At 44.5% G+C, this 22,819-nt stretch carries 20 protein-coding genes; 9 read left to right on the top strand and 11 right to left on the bottom strand.

The genetic code is table 11. The features are described 5' to 3' along the window. Positions 1-67 precede the first annotated feature (67 nt). The 5 genes from RWY97_RS07980 to RWY97_RS07960 all read right to left on the bottom strand — a co-directional run bounded on the left by RWY97_RS07980 (position 68) and on the right by RWY97_RS07960 (position 3,511). Positions 68-286, bottom strand: coding sequence for a T9SS type A sorting domain-containing protein (locus RWY97_RS07980; RefSeq protein ID WP_315566537.1), 219 nt, complete (start codon positions 284-286; stop codon positions 68-70). 187 nt (positions 287-473) lie between these two features. Further along, a complete protein-coding gene (locus RWY97_RS07975; protein WP_315566535.1) occupies positions 474-1,394 on the bottom strand; it encodes a ribonuclease Z in 921 nt (306 codons plus the stop codon). Between the two features lie 2 nt (positions 1,395-1,396). Beyond that, complete coding sequence (locus RWY97_RS07970; RefSeq protein ID WP_315566533.1) at positions 1,397-1,960, bottom strand: lipocalin-like domain-containing protein; 564 nt, start codon at positions 1,958-1,960, stop codon at positions 1,397-1,399. A 20-nt stretch (positions 1,961-1,980) separates the two neighbouring features. Further along, positions 1,981-2,769 (bottom strand): nucleoside triphosphate pyrophosphohydrolase, encoded by a 789-nt coding sequence (gene mazG, locus RWY97_RS07965; RefSeq protein ID WP_315566532.1) that lies wholly within the window; start codon positions 2,767-2,769, stop codon positions 1,981-1,983. 79 nt (positions 2,770-2,848) lie between these two features. Further along, positions 2,849-3,511, bottom strand: a complete 663-nt coding sequence (locus tag RWY97_RS07960) for a TetR/AcrR family transcriptional regulator (RefSeq protein WP_024992311.1) — start codon at positions 3,509-3,511, stop codon at positions 2,849-2,851. Between the two features lie 101 nt (positions 3,512-3,612). On the opposite strand from RWY97_RS07960, the gene RWY97_RS07955 reads away from it, so the two are divergent. Both RWY97_RS07955 and RWY97_RS07950 read left to right on the top strand, forming a co-directional pair. Then, positions 3,613-5,907 (top strand): NADP-dependent malic enzyme, encoded by a 2,295-nt coding sequence (locus RWY97_RS07955; RefSeq protein WP_315566530.1) that lies wholly within the window; start codon positions 3,613-3,615, stop codon positions 5,905-5,907. 117 nt (positions 5,908-6,024) lie between these two features. Further along, positions 6,025-6,375, top strand: a complete 351-nt coding sequence (locus RWY97_RS07950) for a DUF190 domain-containing protein (protein WP_024992309.1) — start codon at positions 6,025-6,027, stop codon at positions 6,373-6,375. A gap of 18 nt (positions 6,376-6,393) precedes the next feature. Here RWY97_RS07950 and RWY97_RS07945 read toward each other — a convergent pair whose 3' ends face one another. From RWY97_RS07945 to RWY97_RS07920, 6 genes are all read right to left on the bottom strand, one after another. Continuing rightward, on the bottom strand, positions 6,394-9,003 hold the full coding sequence (locus RWY97_RS07945) for a DUF5686 family protein (protein WP_315566529.1): 2,610 nt from the start codon (positions 9,001-9,003) through the stop codon (positions 6,394-6,396). A gap of 3 nt (positions 9,004-9,006) precedes the next feature. After that, complete coding sequence (locus tag RWY97_RS07940; RefSeq protein ID WP_315566528.1) at positions 9,007-9,705, bottom strand: HAD family hydrolase; 699 nt, start codon at positions 9,703-9,705, stop codon at positions 9,007-9,009. Continuing rightward, on the bottom strand, positions 9,702-10,634 hold the full coding sequence (locus RWY97_RS07935; RefSeq protein WP_315566526.1) for a CDP-alcohol phosphatidyltransferase family protein: 933 nt from the start codon (positions 10,632-10,634) through the stop codon (positions 9,702-9,704). Before RWY97_RS07935 ends, RWY97_RS07940 begins: the two co-directional genes overlap by 4 nt. Continuing rightward, positions 10,631-11,395 (bottom strand): ATP-grasp domain-containing protein, encoded by a 765-nt coding sequence (locus tag RWY97_RS07930; protein WP_390883286.1) that lies wholly within the window; start codon positions 11,393-11,395, stop codon positions 10,631-10,633. The genes RWY97_RS07935 and RWY97_RS07930 overlap by 4 nt, the downstream gene beginning before the upstream one ends. Positions 11,396-11,426: 31 nt before the next feature. Beyond that, the gene (locus RWY97_RS07925) at positions 11,427-12,152 is read right to left on the bottom strand and encodes an NTP transferase domain-containing protein (protein WP_315566524.1); all 726 of its coding nucleotides are present in this window, start codon (positions 12,150-12,152) and stop codon (positions 11,427-11,429) included. A gap of 149 nt (positions 12,153-12,301) precedes the next feature. Then, positions 12,302-13,060: a head GIN domain-containing protein gene (locus RWY97_RS07920; protein WP_315566523.1), complete on the bottom strand. Its 759-nt coding sequence runs from the start codon at positions 13,058-13,060 to the stop codon at positions 12,302-12,304. Positions 13,061-13,775: 715 nt separating this feature from the next. Here RWY97_RS07920 and RWY97_RS07915 point away from each other — a divergent pair. The 7 genes from RWY97_RS07915 to RWY97_RS07885 all read left to right on the top strand — a co-directional run bounded on the left by RWY97_RS07915 (position 13,776) and on the right by RWY97_RS07885 (position 21,748). Continuing rightward, entirely contained in the window at positions 13,776-15,263 is a 1,488-nt protein-coding gene (locus RWY97_RS07915; RefSeq protein WP_314740446.1) for a THUMP domain-containing class I SAM-dependent RNA methyltransferase, read from the top strand. After that, positions 15,250-17,424, top strand: coding sequence for a S9 family peptidase (locus RWY97_RS07910; protein ID WP_390883285.1), 2,175 nt, complete (start codon positions 15,250-15,252; stop codon positions 17,422-17,424). Before RWY97_RS07915 ends, RWY97_RS07910 begins: the two co-directional genes overlap by 14 nt. Before the next feature lie 5 nt (positions 17,425-17,429). Further along, positions 17,430-18,698 (top strand): phosphoribosylamine--glycine ligase, encoded by a 1,269-nt coding sequence (gene purD, locus RWY97_RS07905; RefSeq protein WP_315566521.1) that lies wholly within the window; start codon positions 17,430-17,432, stop codon positions 18,696-18,698. Between the two features lie 95 nt (positions 18,699-18,793). After that, positions 18,794-19,708 (top strand): hypothetical protein, encoded by a 915-nt coding sequence (locus tag RWY97_RS07900; protein WP_314079672.1) that lies wholly within the window; start codon positions 18,794-18,796, stop codon positions 19,706-19,708. Then, complete coding sequence (locus RWY97_RS07895; protein ID WP_315566520.1) at positions 19,696-20,148, top strand: YqaA family protein; 453 nt, start codon at positions 19,696-19,698, stop codon at positions 20,146-20,148. Before RWY97_RS07900 ends, RWY97_RS07895 begins: the two co-directional genes overlap by 13 nt. Positions 20,149-20,151: 3 nt before the next feature. Next, positions 20,152-20,979: a metal ABC transporter solute-binding protein, Zn/Mn family gene (locus tag RWY97_RS07890; protein ID WP_315566518.1), complete on the top strand. Its 828-nt coding sequence runs from the start codon at positions 20,152-20,154 to the stop codon at positions 20,977-20,979. A 4-nt stretch (positions 20,980-20,983) separates the two neighbouring features. Beyond that, complete coding sequence (locus tag RWY97_RS07885) at positions 20,984-21,748, top strand: metal ABC transporter ATP-binding protein (RefSeq protein ID WP_314740439.1); 765 nt, start codon at positions 20,984-20,986, stop codon at positions 21,746-21,748. Positions 21,749-22,819: the final 1,071 nt, after the last annotated feature.

Raw genomic sequence — 22,819 nt, 5'->3', positions numbered from 1 at the left:
GACACGATACTAATGTAAACACCACGAAAACAAAAAAGAAGAAATATCTGAAAGATTTCAAAGTGAGCTATCGGATTGATATTTTACGGACTACTTTACCTATTTTCAGAATATAGCAACCTTTCGGAAGGTTGAGCTCATAATGCTTATCTGCACCGTCGACTTTAAAACTTAACACACGAACACCTGCTAAGTTATAAACATTAAGAACTTCACTATTGGCTCCGGTAATGTGTAAAGTCGATTCGGTTATGGATATTGTGACCTTCTGAACATTATTATCCATAACCTCAATTATTTGTTCTGCCTCGGCTGTTGCAGGGATTCCGAACCATAAAGTTACAAAAAACGTTGCTATAAGTATATTTCTGATCATAAGCGATGCACCTTATTGAAACTCTATGCAAATGTAATTGATTTTCTCCAAAACAGATACTATCTCAATAACTCTTTGCCCATTAAGTTAACATAAATTATTCTTTCACGTCAATAACCAAACCTTCATTCGATAGAATTGTATTTTCAAAGATAGCTTTAGCCTCGTTTAAGAGTACAGTTTCATCGTCAAACCGAGCACTGTAATGGCCTAATACCAACCTACCGACTTGTGCATCGTGGGCCACTTGAGCAGCTTGGGCAGCGGTGCTGTGATAATATTGCTTGGCGTGTCGGGTATATTCGGTGGTGTAAGTAGCCTCGTGATAGAGTAGTGTTGCACCCTTTACCAATTTATATAAGGTCGGAATATAACGTGTATCGCTGCAATAGGCATAAGAACGAGGAGCTGCTGCGGGATAAGTGAGTCGACTGTTAACAATTACCTCGCCGTCGTTCGTCGTCCAATCTGCTCCGTTCTTGATGTTATTGATTTGACTGATAGGGATATGGTAAAAGTCGATCATATCCCGACGAATGTGCGGTAATGTGCCTTTTTCTCTGAAAAGGTATCCGCAGCAGGCAATTCTGTGGTCCAAAGGGATTGTCTCCACCGTGAGACTTTTATCTTCGTAAACGGTTTGATGCAATGTAGTGCTGACGGGATGAAAGATGACTTCAAACTCAAGTCCTCTGCAAAACATCTCCATTTGGGCATCCAGCATCGGTTTGAATTCAGCTGTTGCATAAATGTGTAGCGGTGCGGTACGTCCCAGCATACCGAAAGTGGAGATCAGTCCGATCAGTCCGAAACAATGATCCCCGTGCAAATGGGAAATGAAAACAGCACTGATCCGACTGAAATGTGTACGAGAACGGCGCAGTTGAATCTGTGTACCTTCGCCACAATCGACCATAAAAAACTTCTCACGAATCTCTATCAACTGTGAGGACGGATTATGGCGTAATGTTGGCAAAGCGCTTCCGCATCCCAGAATATGAACCTTGAATGATTCCACCGTTACTTTTGGCGTTTGAAAGAAAATATACCTTTCTCATTTTCTAAGTACAAACTGTCGGCTCCCAACTTATTGATCGTGAACGTGTCTTTATTCAACAGCAGTTTACCATTGCATATCTTCCACACCGTCCAAGGATTGTTCTCAGCCTCTACATAAGATTTTACGTTGCCGCCTTCTTGTATCTCAAAATTCTTGTCGAGACTAGTCCATTTACCAATTAACGTTGTCAGATTGATGACTTCTTTCGCCGTACGTTCTCCGTCGACTGTTTTCCCGGCTACAACGGCCATTCGATCGCCTGCAAGCAAACCGCCCTGTACACGTTCCTCATTGTCCGCATTGATCAAGAAGCTCAATGTATCACCCTGATCCGTGATAAGTTGCAACGTATGCATTGCTGTTTCTTCTCCGCAAACACCATAAACGGTCGAGTCGGCAAAGGCCCCCTTACCCCCCAAACTATCCGAGCCATTACTCGAACCTTGCGTATTCTTGGTGTCTTTGCAACCGAAGAAAGCGGAGAGTACAATACAAAATCCTATCAAAAGAGCTGGTTTCTTCATATCCAATTGATTTATTTCATTTAAATTCTTTCCATTTTCTTAGCCTCATTCCATAACCGATCCATCTCCGTCAGCGTCATATCTTTCAGTGATTTATTCTCCTTGATAGCCTGATCTTCTACGTAATTGAAACGAACCATAAACTTCTGGTTGGTATGTTCAAGTGCATTATCAGGATTCAGGTGGTAAAGTCGGGCAGCATTGATGACACTGAACAGGAAATCTCCAAGTTCTTGGGTAGACCGCTCCTTGTCTCCACGCTTTAATTCTATCTCCAATTCATCCAACTCCTCACGCACTTTTTCCCACACATCGGTTTTATCTTGCCAGTCGAATCCCACGTTCCGAGCCTTATCCTGTATCCGATAAGCTTTGATCAAAGCCGGAAGTGCATTGGGAACACCCGACAACACACGTCTATATCCATTCTCTTCCAGCTGCTTAATCTGCTCCCATGTCTGCAAAACTTGCTCTACATTGTCGGCTTTCGCATCGCCATAGATATGCGGATGACGTGAAATCAACTTGTCGGCTTCGTGATTACAGATATCAGCAATATCGAAATCTCCGGTCTCACTACCGATAATCGAATAGAAAATGATGTGTTCCAGCACATCTCCCAACTCTTCCCTGATATGTATTTTGTCTCCTTTCAACAAAGCATCACACAGTTCAAAGACTTCCTCTATCGTGTTAGGACGCAGGCTTTCATTGGTCTGTTTTCTGTCCCAAGGACATTTTTCGCGTAACTCGTCCTGCACATCCAACAAACGTCCAAAAGCTTCCAGTTTCTCTTCTCTCGTATGCATATTATATGATTTAGCACTGCAAAGCTACTCATTTTTCGTCGAAAGCGAAAGGACTTTTGCGAAAAAAAGGTCCGTGTATTTAGCCGTTAACAGCGAAGTAATTGGTATCTGCCGGCCAACGTTCTAACGAACGGTCTAAAATCTCTAAACCTTTCAGCGTACAATAACCACGCATAAACAACAAAACGACATTACGGAAGATACCTGCCATACCATATTCTTTATACAGTTGCTCCTCCATAACATAGGCCATCACGGTATTGTTGAGGCGAATCATCAAGTCGTAATCGAAATCATTGCGAAACACTCCCTCCTTGATGCCCCGCGCAAAAATAATCTTTGCGTGCTCGTCGTTCCGCTCGTGCTTTTTCTGTAAAAAGTTCACCACTCGACTGTATTTATACAGTTCGGAAAAGAACAGCGGATTGATGGCGGATAATTTTCGCATTTTGAGATGAAAAAACTCAATGCATATCTCCAAAACATTTAGCCCTGGCTTTTCACAGAAACAGTGCATTGCCTCGTCTTCTTCTTCCACTTCCCGACGCAAGCCAGCAAGAAGTAAGTCTTCTTTATTAGCATAAACCTCATATAATGTGCGCTTCGAAATGGATAATTTATTTGCAATATCATCCATCTTTACCGCTTTGACCCCACGCTGCTTAAACTCTGCCATAGCGGTTTTCAAGATGCGCTCTTTCAGCTCTTGGCGATATTTCGTCGGTGTAACAGTTTTCCGCATACCCAATCTTTTGTCGTGCAAAGTTACAAAAAAGAATGAAAAAAGGATGTGTTAAGCCATTTTTTCGTAACTTTGCGATTCGACAATAAAATATTTCGAAAATGGTACAAGTAACAAAAGAGGCCGCACTTGAATATCACCGGAATGGCCGACCGGGAAAGATCGAAGTCAAACCCACCAAACCTTATCATACACAAACGGATCTGAGTCTGGCTTATTCGCCCGGAGTAGCTTATCCGTGTCTCGAAATCCAGAAGTCGCCCAATGATGTTTACAAATATACGGACAAGGGAAACTTAGTGGCCGTAATCAGCAATGGAACAGCAGTCTTGGGGCTCGGCGACATCGGGGCAATGAGCGGCAAGCCCGTAATGGAAGGGAAAGGACTGCTATTTAAGATTTACGGCGGCATCGATGTCTTCGATATCGAGGTGGCCGAAAAAGATCCCGAGAAGTTCTGCGAGACCGTAGAGAAAATCGCCCCAACATTCGGCGGCATCAATTTGGAAGACATCAAGGCTCCTGAATGCTTCTATATTGAGGAGCGATTGAAGAAAACGCTCGACATTCCGGTGATGCACGACGACCAGCACGGTACTGCCATCATCTCGGCCGCAGGATTAAAGAACGCACTCGAAGTGGCGGGAAAGGATATCAGGAAGGTAAAAATTGTGGTCAACGGAGCTGGGGCAGCAGCCATTTCGTGTACAAAGATGTATTGTGCGCTGGGCGCCCGCAAAGAAAACATCGTAATGCTCGACTCTAAGGGCGTGATTACGAAAGAGCGAAAGCAACTGACTTCACAGAAGGCTTTATTCGCAACGAGCCGGCAAGACGTGCATACGCTCGAAGAGGCCATCAAGAATGCGGATGTGTTCGTTGGCCTTTCAAAAGGCAATATTCTGACGCAAGAGATGATCAAATCGATGAGCAAGAATCCGATTGTCTTCGCCCTGGCCAATCCCGTGCCCGAAATCTCTTACGAAGATGCTGTGAATAGTCGGCTCGATGTGTTGATGTCGACAGGTAGATCAGACTATCCCAACCAGATAAACAACGTTATTGGCTTTCCCTATATCTTTCGAGGCGCACTTGATGTACACGCCAAAGCTATCAACGAAGAGATGAAAATGGCCGCCGTGCAGGCTATTGCCGCATTGGCAAAACAACCCGTTCCCGATGTGGTGAACGATGTTTATCACGTCAATGATCTGACTTTCGGTCCGAAATACTTCATCCCCAAGCCTGTTGATCCACGTCTGATTACAGAGGTAAGCGCTGCTGTGGCCAAAGCTGCGATAGAAAGTGGCGTGGCACGTCGCACGATTACGGATTGGGAAGCCTATAAGAGTACGCTCTTACAGATGCTCGGACAAGAAACCAAACTCACACAGAAGCTCCACGATACGGCTCGGCGTCATCCACAACGCGTGGTATTTGCTGAAGGCGGACATCCCACAATGATGAAAGCTGCCGTACAAGCCAAGCAAGAAGGAATGTGTTTTCCTATTCTGTTGGGCAATTCCGATCGCATTCGCCGGCAAGCACAACGCCTGAAACTCGACCTAAGCGATATCCAAATCATTGATATGCGAGCCGATCAAGAGCAGGGTCGCCGTGCCACTTTCGCCAAACATCTTTTTGAAAAACGCGCTCGTCAGGGCTACACTTTCCAAGAAGCCTACGACAAAATGTACGAACGCAACTATTTCGGAATGATGATGGTAGAGACCGGCGAAGCCGATGCATTCATCACGGGGCTCTACACACGCTATTCCAATACGATCAAGGTGGCCAAAGAAGTCATCGGTATCCGTCCCGATTACAAAACCTTCGGTACGATGCACATTCTCAATACCAAGAAAGGAACTTATTATATCGCCGACACGCTGATCAACCGCCATCCCAACCAGGATGTTCTCATTGATGTAGCGCGGCTCAGTGCGCACACTGTTCGCTTTTTCAACGATGAACCGCACATTGCAATGATCAGCTATTCCAACTTCGGAACCGACGATCACGGCAGTTCTTTGGAAGTACACAATGCCGTGGCCCAATTGCAGCAACAGTATCCCGATTTAGCCATTGACGGCGAGATGCAAGTAAACTTCGCCCTCAATCGCGAACTGCGCGACGACAAATATCCTTTCACCCGCCTCAAAGGGCTCGACGTCAATACACTTGTTTTTCCCAATATCAGCAGTGCCAATGGTAGCTATAAGCTGCTTCAAGCCTTGGATGCAGATGCCGAAATTATTGGTCCGATTCAAATGGGACTGAACAAACCTATTCATTTCACTGACTTCGAGAGCTCTGTCCGCGACATTGTCAACATTACTGCCGTGGCTGTTATTGATGCTTATGTAGAGAAAATCAAGCAAACGAAAATGAAATAGATGAAACCAAGTGCGTCAGTCTTCGTGTTCAACACCGATGAACAATAGGATTCTACACGCAAGACTGACGTATCACATCCTGATTTATACGTTGGCGTAATACCCCAAAAATATGCTATGGAAATAAACAACAGAGCCAAACGGCTGAGAATTTATGTGAGCAACACTGACAGATACAAACGCGAACCGCTTTACGAGTATTTAGCACGCACAGCAAGGGAGTTAGGTATTGCAGGAGCGACCATTTACAAAGGTGTAATGGGCTATGGAACATCGTCTGATTATATAGCGCCTTCATTTTGGGATTTCGCAGAAAAAGTACCTGTAACATTAGAAATCATTGATAACGAAGACCCAATCCGCGATTACTTAGCCACGATCAAACCTCTACTTGATGAATTGCCGAAAGGTTGTCTGATAACGGCCGAAGACGTAGATATCATATTTCTGAAACACGGAGAGAAATAAGAGTCTCGCTGTCCATTATCAGAACGTAACGCTCATCATCAGTCGGACACCGTGTTTATGTGCTGTGGGTAAGTTGTTATAGGTCATTCGCCGCACATATTCGACGTGAAGAATCTTAAAAATGTTATGTATACCGGCTACTAATTCAACGTAGGGGCGGTGTGGATCCATCACATTGCAACCGTCAGGGAACTGCATCAGCACACCATCTGAGGCATTTTGTGCAAGTGTGGGGTTGTTTTTATCGGTAAGATGTCCCCACAAACAACGGACACCCAAAAGTTCGCGCCATTTCAGTTTCTTCAGAAGCGGAATACGATTGAACAGTTTTCCGTTCAAATCCCACTCCATTTCCATACTGGCATAGCGGTCATTGAGAAACTCCATATTGTTAATCAGTCCGAAAGATTCTTCATTAACGATGTAAGAAAGATTTGCCGCAGGCATGATCAAAAGCGGGAACGGCACCTTATTCCATTGTGCCCCGGCTTTGATTCGGGTATCTACCTTCCCCCAACTGTTCAGCCAAAAGCGCTTGTAAACGCCCAATTCGGTCACGTTATAATCGTATTCGCCGCCCAAAAGACCTTTGAATCCCATCGTATGCGAAATACTGAAGACAGGTGCATCGAGGTTAATCGGAATCCGACGCTGCTTGGTATTGATATAAGTACGGCCCGGTGAAATCTCGAATTTCAGTTTCAGCTCGGTTGTTCGAATCTTACCGTTATGCAAAAGTCTGCCTGCCTCCAAATCGGAGAGATTAGAGATAAGATCCGAAAGCCGTGGATCGGGATTCTTTAAAGGTTGGAAAAACAACGTACCTGCTGCTTCATTAGCCTCTGTTTTCAAACTCAACATCGTCTTAAAGCCCCACTCTTCCTCACGCTCAAATGCGAGTTGTTGCCGATTGTAGAACATCATTTTGTCCACCTTGGCCCATTTCAAAGCTGTAAAGACATTGTCCTTGTCTGTATGAACGAATTTATCCGAGGGCGAAGTGATGTCATACGTGGATGTAAAAGTAAGCGTGCGTTTGGGAAACTCACGCGGAAGATACTCCTTTTTATTAAACGAATAAGTAAGTTCAGCTTTGTAATAGTCTTTACGACTACCCCAACCGTGTGCGTAATAGCCGCTTAAAAACCAGTGTGGATTGAGATTAGCGGTAGTCTGTGCACTGACTCTCGTGCGGAATCCATCGATAAAATTACGTGTAATAATCGTATTGATCGGTCCGATATCCACCTTACTGGGATGCTTGGGAGAGCCTGTTTCCACAAAATTCTCGATCAAAGCCTTAGCCCCAAAGATAATGTATTTGAAGCCTTTGAGTTGCTCGATACGATGAACAAACTCGTTCATCGACAACTCGCTTTTAGTCAACTCAACCGTTCTATATCTGTCCCAAAAAGCCTCATCACGCATCATTGCATCGGCTTCGTAACGTTCACGGGCCTTTCCTTTAAAGAGTTTATGTGGCAATACATCAAAAGCATAATCGTTAAGACGCGTAGTGCGGATAACGATCAACTTTTGCAGGAATTTCGCCACAGACAATTCGACTATCATATCATCTACCGTCAACACCCACTCGCCACCGGGAAGTCGGGTATAAGTTTGCTTTACCTGTAAATTTTCAACAAAGTTAACATCGCTTTTCTTAGGAAGGCGCAGGTTACATTGCTTTACATGCAGTGTGCTGTCAGCTAAAATATAAAGTTCTCCACTGAAACCGAAGTCCTGTTGATTATTCGGAAGAAACTGCAAATGATAACAACGGTCTTGACCTACATACACAGTATCTTCAATATAATAGCGATAAAAGCCGATAGCATCTTTACCGATAGGACTCGTAAAAGGATATTGCAGTAGCCGGATTTGATCATCATAGATGTCGACATCCGTGAAAACATCTTTCATCATTGTGTTAAGGATGTCCCCTGTCTGTATCAATTGATTGATGCCCGTAGTGTTCTGCCCCGTAATAATATCTTTTTTAGACCGTGGATTCTTACGATAGAGATGGCGTGTGACAGTTTCGTCTACCGAAACGGGCAATATCAGTTTATTGTTATAGGGGCAAAGCTCGATCTGACTGGCCATCCATTTGTGTTTACTGATTAGTCCACTGTCCAAATCTTGAGGTGTAATGCCATTGAAAGCGAGCGTCAGTTTCTGATACTTATTATATTGATAGAAGTCGTGATTATCTAAGTCGGTCCGTTTCTTAGCGGCTATCACACGGCGCATCAACTCCACAGCAGGATTGTTCTTACGTGAATACTTGCCGCGTTTTTGCTTGATCACCACCTCGGCCAACTGTTTCGTATCCGATTTCAAGCGCACATTCATTATGTCGGGTGTACTTTCCTGTACCACAATTGACTGAGATTTATATCCTACTGAACTGATTGTGAGCACCCATCCCACGTGTTTCACAATGGAGAATCGCCCCGACCCATTGCCACTAACGGCCACCTGATGTCCGTGATATGACGCACTGGGAAATGCCAGTGTATCGCCGGTCTGCGCATCGGTCACAATGCCCGTTATCGTTTGCGCCGAGACCGACACCGGTAACGCGCAAATCAACAATGTAATGTATATCCTGAACAATCTTTTCATCTGTTATCCTATTTGCGATAAATCTGTAATCACACGGTCGGGGATAATCTCGTCGCTCTTTTGCACGCTCCATCCTTCACCCCGAAACCATATTGTATGGCACCCAATCTGCCGTGCCGGTCCGATATCTTTATATAAACTGTCACCCACCACGGCCACTTCTGTCGGTTGAAAACCTAATGCTTTCACACCCAATAAGAATATACGAGGATCAGGTTTGCGAACCCCCACGACGGTCGACTCGACCACTTGTTTAAAGAGCGAGTCGAAACCGAACTCCTGCAATACCTTTTTTATATTGCCATAAAAATTACTTACGAGTACCATCGGATAATGGTCGCCAAGCCGTTGCAATACTTCGCAACTGTGGGCGGTTATCTCCTGCACTCGCTGATACACATCGTCAAGTACGGCTTGATGTCTCGTAGCAAACTCACGCTCGTCCGCTTCCCACGCACCTTGCGTACAGAGATGTTCCATTTCGAGGCGAATCTTAATGTCGAGTGTCTTCCAAAAGCTGTAATCAGGTTGTATAATGGGTGCCCGCCCCAATGTCCTCTCACCGTAAATATAGGCTTCTCGAAACTGTTCATTAGTTATCGGTATCCGCTGTCGCTCATAAGCGTGCCACAACATTTGTCCCCAGTGGCAGCCGGCCGTGTCTAATGTGCCGCCGTAATCGAACAGATACCCTTTGATCATAGTACCTCCCGACTTAACGAAACACACAAAGCCTCGTGTTGTTTACGCATATAGACATAGAGAATATTCATCACTGTCATCTCGATGAGCAAGTAAATCCACGGGAAATTGAGCAGACACGTCATATAAATACAAATAGCTCGCACGTTGAACGTAAGTATATTGGTGTACTTCATCAATGGACGACTGCCGTCCAAAAAACGTTTGCGCAGCTCATCCGGTGCGTCTTCTATATTGGAATACTTGACTTTAAAAGCCGAGAAGAATTTCTGAAACCGGGGAGTACGTCGCTCTTGACTCTTGCAATAGTTCGAATAGTTGTAATAAAAAGCACGGGCGAGAAGCGCTCTTTTGGCCAAACTATCATAGATAGCACGTTGCTGGGCCGAATTATCAAGTTCGCTACCTGCCTTTCCTTTCAAGAAATAGAGGTGGATTTGTCTATAATAATCACTCAACGAACTTTGAGGCGAATGGCAAAACAAGCCTGCCACGACAGCCAACAACCATATCCACACACCCCAATGGATATCGGTGCCCGGCATCTGTTGCCCTTGCAACCGCAGACAGATAGCCACATAGATGGCGAAAAACCATACATCTCCCGAAAATCCATCTAAAATCCGTCCCACAAGTGTCTTCTTTCCTGTAAGCCGAGCCATCTGTCCGTCGGTCGAATCACAAAAATTAGCCAACATCAACAGCACTACACCCAGAATATTGTGCACAAAATCAGTGTAATAAAACATTACACCCGCCCCCACACCAAGGAAAATCGAGAGAATGGTTATCACGTTGGGATGCACTCCAAGTCTGTTCCACAACAACGCAAATACCAATCCAATGGGACGCGTGAAGTGTACATCAAGCCACTCTTCGGTATCAACCGACTTGAAAGAGGCCTGTAACAGATCGTTGAATTTACTCATTTCGTACTTAAATCATTCACAATGGCTTCGGCTGCAGCATCACGACAGCGTGAGAAACTGGGCCAATCATTGAAATCAATGATATACATTTGTCCGTTCGCATCGATGATCACATCACCGCCATAGACGTCAATTTCGATACGATGGGCCAGTCGATCCACTATTCTTTGTAATCTATCGACATCGAAAGCATAGTGATGTGCGGGTCCGTTATGTCGTTCAACGGCAAACTTAAATTGCCCATCGTCACTCGGATAATAATAACGGAAAAAGCCGCCGGATACTGCATAGAATTTCACTAAATCGCCTTCAACATTCGAACTCACTACAACATCTACCACACCGCGGTCCGCAAACGACCTACGAGCAATCTCCAAAGCAGTCTCATCACGACAAAACACAACATCGTCAGCACACTCTGCCGCTGCATCTCCGCGTTTAAGCCAATAGCCAGAACGACTCGTCAGCGGCGGCATTGGATAATTCTCAGCGCGCATCAGCGCATCAAGCCGACTCCGCACACAGTTTTCTACGCCCACACTACGGTTAATGACTATGGCCCCACTTGCTTCCTGTTTACGCAACAAAGCTGTTGTGCGAGGCAATCTACCCATAGACAGAAAAACGTCAGCGGTCGTTGCGGTCGTAAGTCTTTCCTCGTCAATCATCGGGATGTCACTACCCAGCCGATCGATAACAGCCTGCAAGATGGCACGGTCATTCTCCACGGAGTTAGGTGAGAATCTCTCAGTCCGCCTCACGGCAATAATTCTTCTCCCGGATCGCATCCGCTCACAGTTCGATTAAGAATCTTTCGGCTTTCGAAATATCATCCGCGTGATCAATATCCAACACTTTACTGAAAGGATAAGCCCTCAGTCGGCGACCATCTCTGATCAATCCGCGCTGAAAATTACGCATCCGGCTCTCGCCGTTGGCTATACATCGCTGCAGTGTCTCCACTGCATCAGGGCCCAGTCCATAAATTCCACCCGAGACATAACAGCAGTTCTGCACCTTATCATCATAGAATCCCGTGACATTGAGCGCTTCATCGGTTGCCACATAAAGCGGTTTCTCATCGTCGATAAAGCCTGTCACGCCCATAAGACCGTCTTTCCCGTCAGCCAAAGTCTGCTCAAACGCAGCCACATAAGTGGCAAACTCTTCTTCACGGAAAACTGTATCAACAGTCGTTAATATGAAAGGTGCATTGCCAAGAAGTCCGCTTAACTCGAAGAAACTATGCATCGAACTCGGCGTTGTCCTGACAATGAACCGCAAAGGAACGCGTAGTCCATTTAAACCACGGCGTTGAATTTTCTCTAAATATTGACTGACGAGGGCCGTAAGATCATTGCATATTACAACGATTTCATCGGCATTATTGGCTGTGAAAATCCGAAACAGCCGATCAATCAGTCGTTCTCCCCCAACTTCTACCAGCGGTTTAGGCTCCCAAATACCTTCACGAGCCAGACGAGAGCCTTCACCTGCTGCAATGATTGCATATTTCATTCAGAATTGTTGCTTGTCAGTTATTGCGCTACAAAGTTACATATTCTGAATGATAAGGGGAAACTTTTCATTACATTTTTGTTTTATTGACTGAACTTTAATAAGCCCAGAGTCAATAAAATATATAGGCCTATCTGCCCGCCTGCAATTTATCGTCCCACCTTTAAATTCGAGACGTCAATATCACCCGAACCTGTCACTGATTGGTTGAGTGTCGCCACGTTGCCGGTCAACTTGATATCGCCGGATCCGATCAATTTACACGATACCGCTTTACAGCCCGTCATACGCATATTAATATCACCCGAACCGGTAAGAGAGATGTTGGTATTTCTCACATTCTGCTGACCAACATTCAGATCACCTGATCCCAATAACTTCACCTGTGATATAACGGCCTGTGCTTTTTTAACTGTAAGATCACCGCTACCTTGTAAATAAGTAATCAAACGATCACAAATGATATCCGGAACAATCATATCGCCACTGCCGAGAAGATGAAGATTGAGCGTATCGCTATCTATCTTACCTTTTACAGTGAGTGTTCCCGAACCTCGTAATACCAGATTCGTCACATCAGGTGAGGTTATAAAGATTTCCACATTACCGCAGTTACGACCGAAATGGAATGTTTCACGAATTGGGAAATACACCTTCAACGTTGTTCCATCTGACTCGGTCGCAATGCGTTTCACCAACTTTTCGGGACCTTCAATCTTCACACTGCATTTCTCTCCCTGTGTATAAAACACATCATAGGGCACACTTGATTCGATTTTTTCAAACTGACTGACCTTTCTCTGGCTGGTAACGACAGGACCGTTGTCCATCGCCCGACAATTCTGAAAACACGACGTGAGTCCCAATGACAAACCAGCGACTGTGAAAAATAAAACATATCGTTTCATATTCATATTGTTTTTAAGTTTTTGAATGTTAGACGACAGAACGGCAAAGAAAGTTGCACGCCGGAAATGAAAATAGTTATGAGTCGACAATTGAAAGTTGACAATTCATTATTTTATCACTCTTATATGACAAGATTCAGAACCGTATTTATTATATAAACGGTTTACAGTTCACGATTTCATCGTTTATCTCTCATCGTTCATCCTCCACTGCTACACCCACTCACCGAAAAATAATTCAAGGTTGAAAATCAAAAGAGATATTACCTGTATATTACTGTAAATCAATCAGATATAATCAGTTCTACAAAAGACATCTAAATGCACTGCACTTAACGGTTAAACGCACGCTGTTTAACGTCTTTTCGTAAAGCAATTAACGGTTAATTGAAAATAAAAGAATAAAGAAGTGAAAAAACGAAGAAATACCGGCATTGCCGTAAACGATCTTTTTACCTTTTCACTTCTCTACTTTATTCATCTTTAAACATTGTCAATTTAACATAGATAATTATCTACTTTTAAATTATTATTGCTAATTTTGTAGGCAAAATAATTGATACACGGGCTTGAATAAGTATGAGGAGTTTGACTCAAACATTGACCAAGACCATTGATGCATTCTCTGCATTGCAGGTAACTGAGGATTTGGAGCCCGACACTAAGAAGTTTAAGAAAGACTGAAACAAACACTTTTAACATACAAACCACAATAATGGAATTTGAACTCATTGCCAAAACGTTTATGGGATTAGAGCAAGTTTTGGCTCAAGAGCTTACCCAACTGGGGGCAAACAATGTACAGATCGGGCGCCGAATGGTGTCTTTCACCGGCAATCAAGAAATAATGTATCGTGCCAACTTCCAATTACACACTGCCATTCGCATCTTAAAGCCGATCAAAAAGTTCAAGGCTCGCTCAGCTGATGACGTCTATTTGGAAATCAAAAAAATAGATTGGAGCCTGTATATAGAGAAAGGCAAGACTTTTTCCGTTGATTCAGTGGTTTACTCAGAAGAATTTCGCAACTCCCGATTCGTTACTTACAAGGTGAAAGATGCTATCGTCGATCAATTCAGAGAACATACAGGTACGCGTCCGAACATCTCTGTTTCTAATCCTGATATGCGTCTCCACATTCACATTGCAGACGAAGATGCTACAATAAGTCTCGACTCCAGCGGTGAGTCTTTGCATCGCCGAGGATACCGGCAAGAGTCAGTGGAAGCACCGCTGAATGAAGTTTTGGCCGCAGGTATGATCTTGATGACGGGCTGGAAGGGTGAGACCGACTTCATAGACCCAATGTGCGGTTCGGGCACTATCCCCATTGAGGCCGCTTTGATAGCACGAAACATCAGTCCGGGCGTGTTTAGAAAGGAGTACGCTTTTGAACGATGGCCCGACTATGATGCTGCACTCTTCGACCGAATCTATAATGATGACTCTCAGGAACGCGAGTTCTCGCATCATATTTACGGCTATGACATCGACATTAAAGCAGTCAACACGGCTCGAATGAATATAAGAGCAGCCGGCCTAACGAATGATATTACCATTAAACAAGCCGACTTCAAGAACTTTATAAAGCCTACCGAGAAGAGCATTATCGTAATGAATCCACCTTACGGAGAGCGAATCTCAACGCCAAATCTACTCGGAACCTACAAAATGATTGGTGAACGGCTCAAGCATCAGTTTATGAACAACGACGCGTGGATACTGAGTTATCGTGAGGAATGTTTTGAACAGATCGGTCTGAAACCATCGATCAAGATTCCGGTATTCAATGGTTCGTTGGAATGTGAGTTCCGGAAATACTCTATTTTCGATGGAAAATTGAAGGAATTCCGCAGTGAAGGCGGCGTAGTCAAGTCACCAGAGGAACGTAAACTAATGGCAGAGAAGCACCGATTCAAAAAGAATCGCGAATTCAAAAAGCGTCTCAATGAGGAGGAAGAGAATGAAAACGCTGATATTCGGTCGTTTACGTTCCATTCGTTAGAGCGTAAAGATAATCGCGAGAACCGTTGGGAACGGAGCGAAAGACGTGAAAGACGACCGACAGACCGATCGAGAGGTGCGCGCACAGGTAGCAAACCAGCTTACAAAGGCAGCAAGTTTACCGGACGGGGAGGTCGTCGTAGCAATGAAAACAACAAGGGGAAAAACTATAAACAATATGAAGATGATGAAGACTAAGAATCTAATCCTGTTCCTGTTTATCGCTATGACTGCATCAGCTCAGAAACAATTCACACTTGAAGACCTCAATTTCGGCGGCAACAATTATCACAATATGGTGCCGAAGAACCGCTACACGGCGTGGTGGGGCGACGAATTGATACGCACAGACTATGACCATTGCTGTCTTATCGACAAGAAAACGGGCAAAGAATCGCTGCTTTTTACGGTCGAGACTCTAAATAACCACGGCTGTCAGACTACTGACGGTCGTAAGCTCAACTCACTTTATAATGCCACATTCCCCTATCCGGATCAACCATTAGTACTCATCAGCAACGGTACCGACCGTATCTTGTTCGACTGGAAACAACAGAAGTGCATTTGGAGTCAACCTTGCATCGGCGAAACACACGCCGAATGGAATGCCGCTTCACGTGCCGTGGCATTCGTGAAAGACCACAATCTCTATCTCACCGACGCTAAGGGCAAAACCCACCAACTCACTACCGACGGCAGTCGAGACATCGTTTACGGTCAGGTTGTTAATCGCGACGAATTCGGTATATATAAAGGTACATTCTGGAGCAATGACGGACAGAAGCTCGCTTTTTATAGGATGGACCAGAGTATGGTTACAGACTATCCGTTAGTAGATATCAACACACGCATTGCTATGCTCCAACCTGAGAAGTATCCGATGGCAGGTGAACCTATACATCAAGTTAAAATAGGCGTTTACGACCTGAAAACGGGTCGTACGATCTATCTCAATACAGGTGATCCGAGTGATCGTTACTTCACGAATATTTGTTGGAGTCCCGATAACCGGCTGATTTACCTCATCGAACTCAACCGCAAACAGACCGACTTTTCACTTGATACATACGACGCAACGACCGGAAATCGAGTTTCAACGTTATACCGTGAGCATAGTGATAAATATGTTCACCCCGTCAATCCGATTACTTTCTTGCCTTGGGATGCCTCTAAATTTATTCTGCAAAGCGAAAAAGATGGATTCAAACACCTCTATTTGTTCAACATCAAAGGCCGACAGCTAAAGCAACTTACTGCCGGCAAGTGGCTCGTACTTGATTTGATGGGGTTCAACCGAACTCGGAAAGAGGCCATCATCTTATCGAACGAGTGCAATCCGATACAAAATAACCTGTTCGCCGTCAGTATTCAGACTGGTAAGCGACGCTTGCTTGATAACGGAAAGGGTTGTCACGCCAATATCAATGAGTCCGATAGAGGCCATAAATTGGCATTATCGCCGATGGGAAACTGGATTATCGACAATTTCACAACACCTGACATACCTCGCAATATTGATATTATCAATGTAGCAACAGGCAAGAGCTTGTCTTACTTCAAAGCTGAAGACCCGTGGCTGGGATACCAAGTACCGGAATATTTGTGCGGTACCATCAAGGCCGCCGACGGAAAAACCGACCTCTATTATCGGTTGGTGAAGCCCGTAAACTTTGATGCCCAAAAGCGCTATCCTACTATTATATACGTTTATGGAGGTCCGGGTATACGCAATGTAGAAGCTCGTTGGCATTACTGGAGTCGAGGTTGGGAGACTTATATGGCACAAAAGGGCTATCTGCTCTTTATTCTCGACAACCGGGGCAGCTGCAACCGCGGGCGTGATTTCGAGCAAGCCACTTTCCATCATCTGGGTATTGAGGAAATGAAAGACCAAATGCGGGGTGTGGAATATCTCAAATCGTTGCCCTATGTAGATACCAGTAGGATGGGTATTCACGGTTGGAGCTTCGGCGGTTTTATGACCACCAACTTGATGACAACCCATCCCGAGGTCTTCAAAGTAGGTGTTGCAGGTGGTCCTGTGATTGATTGGAAGTGGTACGAGGCGATGTATGGCGAGCGCTATATGGGCACTCCGCAGAGCAATCCACAAGGTTTCGCCGAGAGCAGTTTGCTTCCCAAAGCCAAGAACTTAAAAGGAAAGTTGCAAATTATCATAGGAATGAATGATCCGGTGGTACTTCCTCAGCACGCGCTCAATTTCTTGCAAGAGTGTATTCAGGTAGGTACACAACCCGATTTCTTCGTCTATCCCGGTGAGCCTCACAATATGCGAGGTCACCAAAGTACGCATCTCCACGAGCGAATATCACAATATTTCGATGACTATTTAAAATAAATGCAATGAGAATACTATTGTTGGGCAGTGGCGGGCGCGAACACGCGTTGGCTTGGAAGATAGCACAGAGCCCGCAGATAGATCACCTTTACATCGCGCCGGGCAATCCCGGCACAGCCGAAGTGGGTGAGAACGTGCCCATCGAAGTGAATGACTTTGACCGACTGAAAGTTTTTGCCGTGGCAAATAACATTGATATGGTAGTTGTCGGACCCGAAAACCCGCTGGTAAACGGTATTCGCGACGCTTTCAAGAACGATCCCCAGACAGCTCATATCACTGTAATCGGCCCCTCGAAAAGCGGTGCCCGTCTCGAAGGTTCAAAACAGTTTGCCAAAGCCTTTATGCAAAGACACGGCATTCCAACGGCTAAACATCGCACGTTTAATAGCCAGACTCTCGATGAGGGGCGAGCTTTTCTTGCCTCGCTAACGGCTCCTTACGTGCTCAAAGCCGATGGTCCGTGTGCCGGTAAGGGCGTGCTCATCCTCCCGACATTGGCCGAAGCCCAGGCCGAATTAGGTAAAATGCTCAGCGGAAAGTTTGGAGACGCCTCGGCACAGGTAGTCGTCGAGGAGTTCTTAGACGGTATCGAGTGCTCGGTGTTTGTATTAACCGACGGCCGACATTATCAGATCCTGCCCGAAGCCAAAGACTATAAACGTATCGGCGAGCACGACACAGGCCTCAATACGGGTGGAATGGGCAGTGTTTCGCCAGTTACTTTCGCTACGAAAGAGTGGCTGCAACGAGTTGAAGAACGCATTATCCGTCCTACGATAGACGGACTTGCCGAGGAGAAGATTGATTATCGAGGTTTTATCTTCTTTGGTTTGATCAACGTGAAAGGTAATCCGATGGTTATCGAATACAACTGTCGGATGGGTGATCCCGAGACAGAGAGTGTGATGTTAAGACTCAAAAGCGACATCGTCGATCTCTTTGAAGGCATTGCGCAAGGAGATCTCGACCGCCGAAAAGTGGTTTTCGACCATCGCGCAGCTGTCTCCGTAATGCTTGTAAGCGGCGGTTATCCGCAGCAATATACAAAGGGATATCCCATTACCGGTCTTGACGGAGCGGGAGACAGCATTGTTTTCCACAGCGGAACAGTCGTTAAAGATGGTCGGCTCGTTACCAACGGCGGACGTGTATTGGCAATAAGCAGCTACGGGAAAGACAAAGACGAGGCTCTGAAAAAGAGCTTCTCCGTGGCTGAAAAGATTGATTTCGAGGGCAAATACTTCCGCGGTGACATCGGAAAAGATTTATAAGTAACAGACCAAAAGAGTTTTTACGAGACGATTCCCATCCTTTTTCAAAGATTTATCGGCCTGACTATAACAAAGAAGCGATGGTATATAAAAGAATGCAAAATAAGATAGCAGAAAGTAGATTTACATTACCGATAACGGCAGTGTATGCGATTCTCGTATGTTTTGCTTGCCGACTTATCAGCGATAGGTTGTGGATTCAGATGATACTGCTGATTGTTTCTACTTATCTTGTCATCGAATTGAATAATACCAACTCGTTGATTCGTATTTACAGCCGTATGGTTTCCAGTACCTTTCTTGTCTTGGTATCAGCAGCCAATATTTTATTCACGTCTATTGAGGGCGGAATCGTGCAATTATGCATCATCGGTTGCTACACAGCTTTATTCTATGCTTACCAAAATAAGCAAGCCTCCGGACACGTATTTTATGCTTTTCTCTGCATCGGAATCGCTTCGACGGTATTTATCCAAATTATTTTCTTCATTCCAATTTTATGGATTCTACTGACTGTTAATATCCTCGCATTCAGCAATCGAACATTTTGGGCTTCCGTTTTAGGATTAATCGCACCTTATTGGTTTGTCGGAGGTTACTATATTTATACCGATGAGATAGACAAATTTATTCAACATTTCACGAATATAATACAGTTTCAACCGCTATTCGACTATTCTGCTGTCACCGAGCATCAAATTGTGACCTTCGCCTACATTGTTCTGATGACTGCGATAGGTACCATCCACTATCTACGCAACAGCTATGCTGACAAAATTCGTACACGAATGCTCTACGAACTTTTCATCGCAATGAGTATCAGTAGTGCTGTCTTTATCCTTCTGCAACCTCGACACTTTGATATACTGATGCGTATTCTGATTGTCAATACAGCTCCACTGATCGCCCATTTCATCGCCCTAACACGCACCCGATTGACAAACATTGCCTTTTACGGCATTATCGGGCTATCAATCGGCATAACCGCATACAACTTATGGATGCATTGATCGACCTGTTAATTCACTACGGCTATTGGGGAATGCTGACATCGGCGCTGTTAGCAGGCAGCATACTCCCGTTCAGTAGCGAAGCTGTAATGCTCGGATTAATGGCAGCTGGTCTTAATCCGTGGCAACTCGCGCTCTACGGAACCATAGGCAACGTGGCAGGATCGATGTTCAACTACGGAATCGGACGTTTGGGTAAGCCCGAATGGGTCGAGAAATACCTGCACGTCAAACAAGAAAGCCTTGACAAGGCCGAACGATTTATGGCTGGGCGCGGCGCCTGGATGGGATTCTTCGCTTTCCTCCCTGTCATCGGAAGCGCTATCACCGTTTCATTAGGATTAATGAGGGCTAATGCCATTATCACTTTTACAAGTGTCACATTAGGTAAAATCGTGCGCTATGTTCTATTAATTTATGGAGTAAGTTTGTTCTTTTAAGATATGAAAAAATATATATTCATTGTATTGACTGCACTGACACTCATCGGGTGCGGCCCTCAGAAGAGCGAAGGACCACACACGATCACCGTGACCATCGAACCACTTCGTTTTTTCGTCAACCAAATCGTGGGTAATAAATACAAAGTGGTAACGATGGTTCCCAACGGCAGTAATCCCGAGACTTATGAACCCACAGCTCGACAAATGATGGATTTGGCCGAAAGCGATATATATATAAAGGTAGGAAGTATCGGTTTTGAACGTACGTGGATGAAAAAACTCACTGACAATGCACCGCATACCATTATCATAGACTCATCAGACGGTATTGCCCCCATCAGCAATATAAACAATGTAGAAGATCCTCATACATGGATGAGTTGTGCCAATGCCCAAATCATTGCACGCAATATCTACGATGCGGTAATGTCGGTCGACGTACAGGATAGTGCCTATTTCAGAACCAATTATGAACGATTGCTTGCCAAAATCAAACAAACAGACAAGACCATACGTGCTAATCTAAAAAAAAGCGGTGCCAAAGAGTTTATCATTTATCATCCTGTGCTCACTTATTTTGCTAAAGAATACGATCTCATCCAGCTTCCGATCGAAGAAGAGGGACGCGAACCCTCGGCTGCACAATTAAAGCAACTTTTAAAAACGGCTAAACAGCTGAATATCCAGACAATATTCATTCAACAGGAATTCGCCAACCGCGATACTGATATCATCACCAAAGAGCTTGAAATACGCCCCTTAGAGATCAATCCGTTGAGCTATTTTTGGGATAAGCAAATGGTGCAAATATCCGAACTCTTGAAATAAAGCGATGCAACCCATTATCCGACTCGAACACGTTACAGCTGCTTACGACGAGAAGATTGCACTGCAAGACGTCTCTTTGACTGTTTTCGACCACGACTTTCTCGGTATTATCGGCCCTAATGGAGGCGGCAAAACAACCCTTATCCGTATCATTCTCGGGCTGATGAAACCAGTTTCGGGGCAAGTCGTTTACTTGCGAGAAGGACGTTCAGTACCTGAGATTACAATGGGTTATCTGCCTCAATACAATGCCATCGATCGTCGTTTTCCCATCTCTGTCTATGAAGTCGTATTGTCGGGACTCAGTCGGCAGAAGAGATTTCTGCGCCCTTATACCCGCAGTCAACACGAACAAGTATGCGAAACCCTTCGCAAGATGGAACTTGAAAGTCTGAAAAAATGCTCCATCGGGATATTAAGCGGGGGCCAATTACAGCGCGTTCTTTTGGCACGTGCCATCGTATCACGTCCCGAAGTTGTAATACTTGATGAGCCGAATACTTACATTGATAAGCGCTTCCAGGAACAAATGTACCAAATGCTCGGCACGATCAACCGCGATTGCGCCGTTATCATTGTGAGTCACGACATCGGAACTATTCTCCAAAACGTGAAAGATGTGGCCTGTGTCAATCGAATGCTGCATTACCACGCCTGTACCGAGATTCCTGAAAAAGAGCTCCAAGAACACTTCGGATGTCCCATAGAGCTCTTAGCCCACGGTGATATGCCACACAGAGTATTAAAAACACACGAAAACTACCTTTAACCGATCGCCTTACGCTTTACATTCAAAATAAAAAGAATACAATCCTTTATTTATCCTTGCACTTCCCACCCAAAATGCACTAAACAAATCACGCCGACTCCATACGCCGAGAGAGATGAGTATCTCTTGAGCTTCAATTCTCGTTCCACCTTCAACCACTGCTTCCGAATTTGCTTCAGGACGTCTCTCTCAGAATATGAGGCTGTTTCCAAAGAAAAAAGGAAAAGGATAACTGCCCCACATGTATCCTTCTGCCTGATATAAAGAATACCGGAAGGCTCTAAACCGTCCCTTGCAGAACGGTTCAGGACTCTTAGTCGATTAGTAATTGTTCTTCTAAGTCCCGCTCATACATCGCCTTTTAGGGATAATAACAGACACAATATTGGTAACGGCAGATACTCATAAAGCGTTTCATCGCTTGGAAAAACTACCTTTTACACTAATCAGCCATAATATAACAGGGACTATAAGACAACGGTACTTGGATAGAAGTGTATCTACCCAAATGCCGTTTCTTTGTTTCCATTGTCGAAAGTAAAAATTGGGTTTATATCATATTGCTGGACATTCCCTTGAAAATCCTTGAAGAAATACGAGGGAATAATCGACGTCAACCAACTATTGTCAGTTCCGAGCTATACGACGGTAAGCCAAAAAATACAGAAAATCGTTTTGAGTATATCCGTATATTATTTTACGGGTTAGAAAATCCAAGTTATTTTTGGAGAATCCTTGGAATTATAATAGTTAACTCTATGTGCAACTTAAAGGTATTTTGAATGATTGTGATTTTATTATTCTGTGCATTTTCTTGCCCAATTCAAACTTTTCCATTACCTTTGCATCTACATTTTAACTAATGGCTATTGAATATATTAGAGAGATATAACGATCAGCAACATCTTACTTTATACAATAAAGGAATAAGTGGAGCACAGGAAAACGGGAAATTTTCCTGCAAAAAATTGTTGAATTATTTGGTAATTCCAAATATTTTGCTACTCTCTCTCTCTCTCTCTCTCTCTCTCTCTCTCATATAGGCCAGGCCTAACCTCCCCACTTTTTTCT

The sequence above is a fragment of the Hoylesella pleuritidis genome (genome assembly GCF_963541955.1).
In the GTDB taxonomy this organism is placed as follows: domain Bacteria; phylum Bacteroidota; class Bacteroidia; order Bacteroidales; family Bacteroidaceae; genus Prevotella; species Prevotella pleuritidis.
The sequence above is the reverse complement of the archived record's forward strand: the minus strand, read 5'-3'. Positions and strand labels throughout refer to the sequence as shown.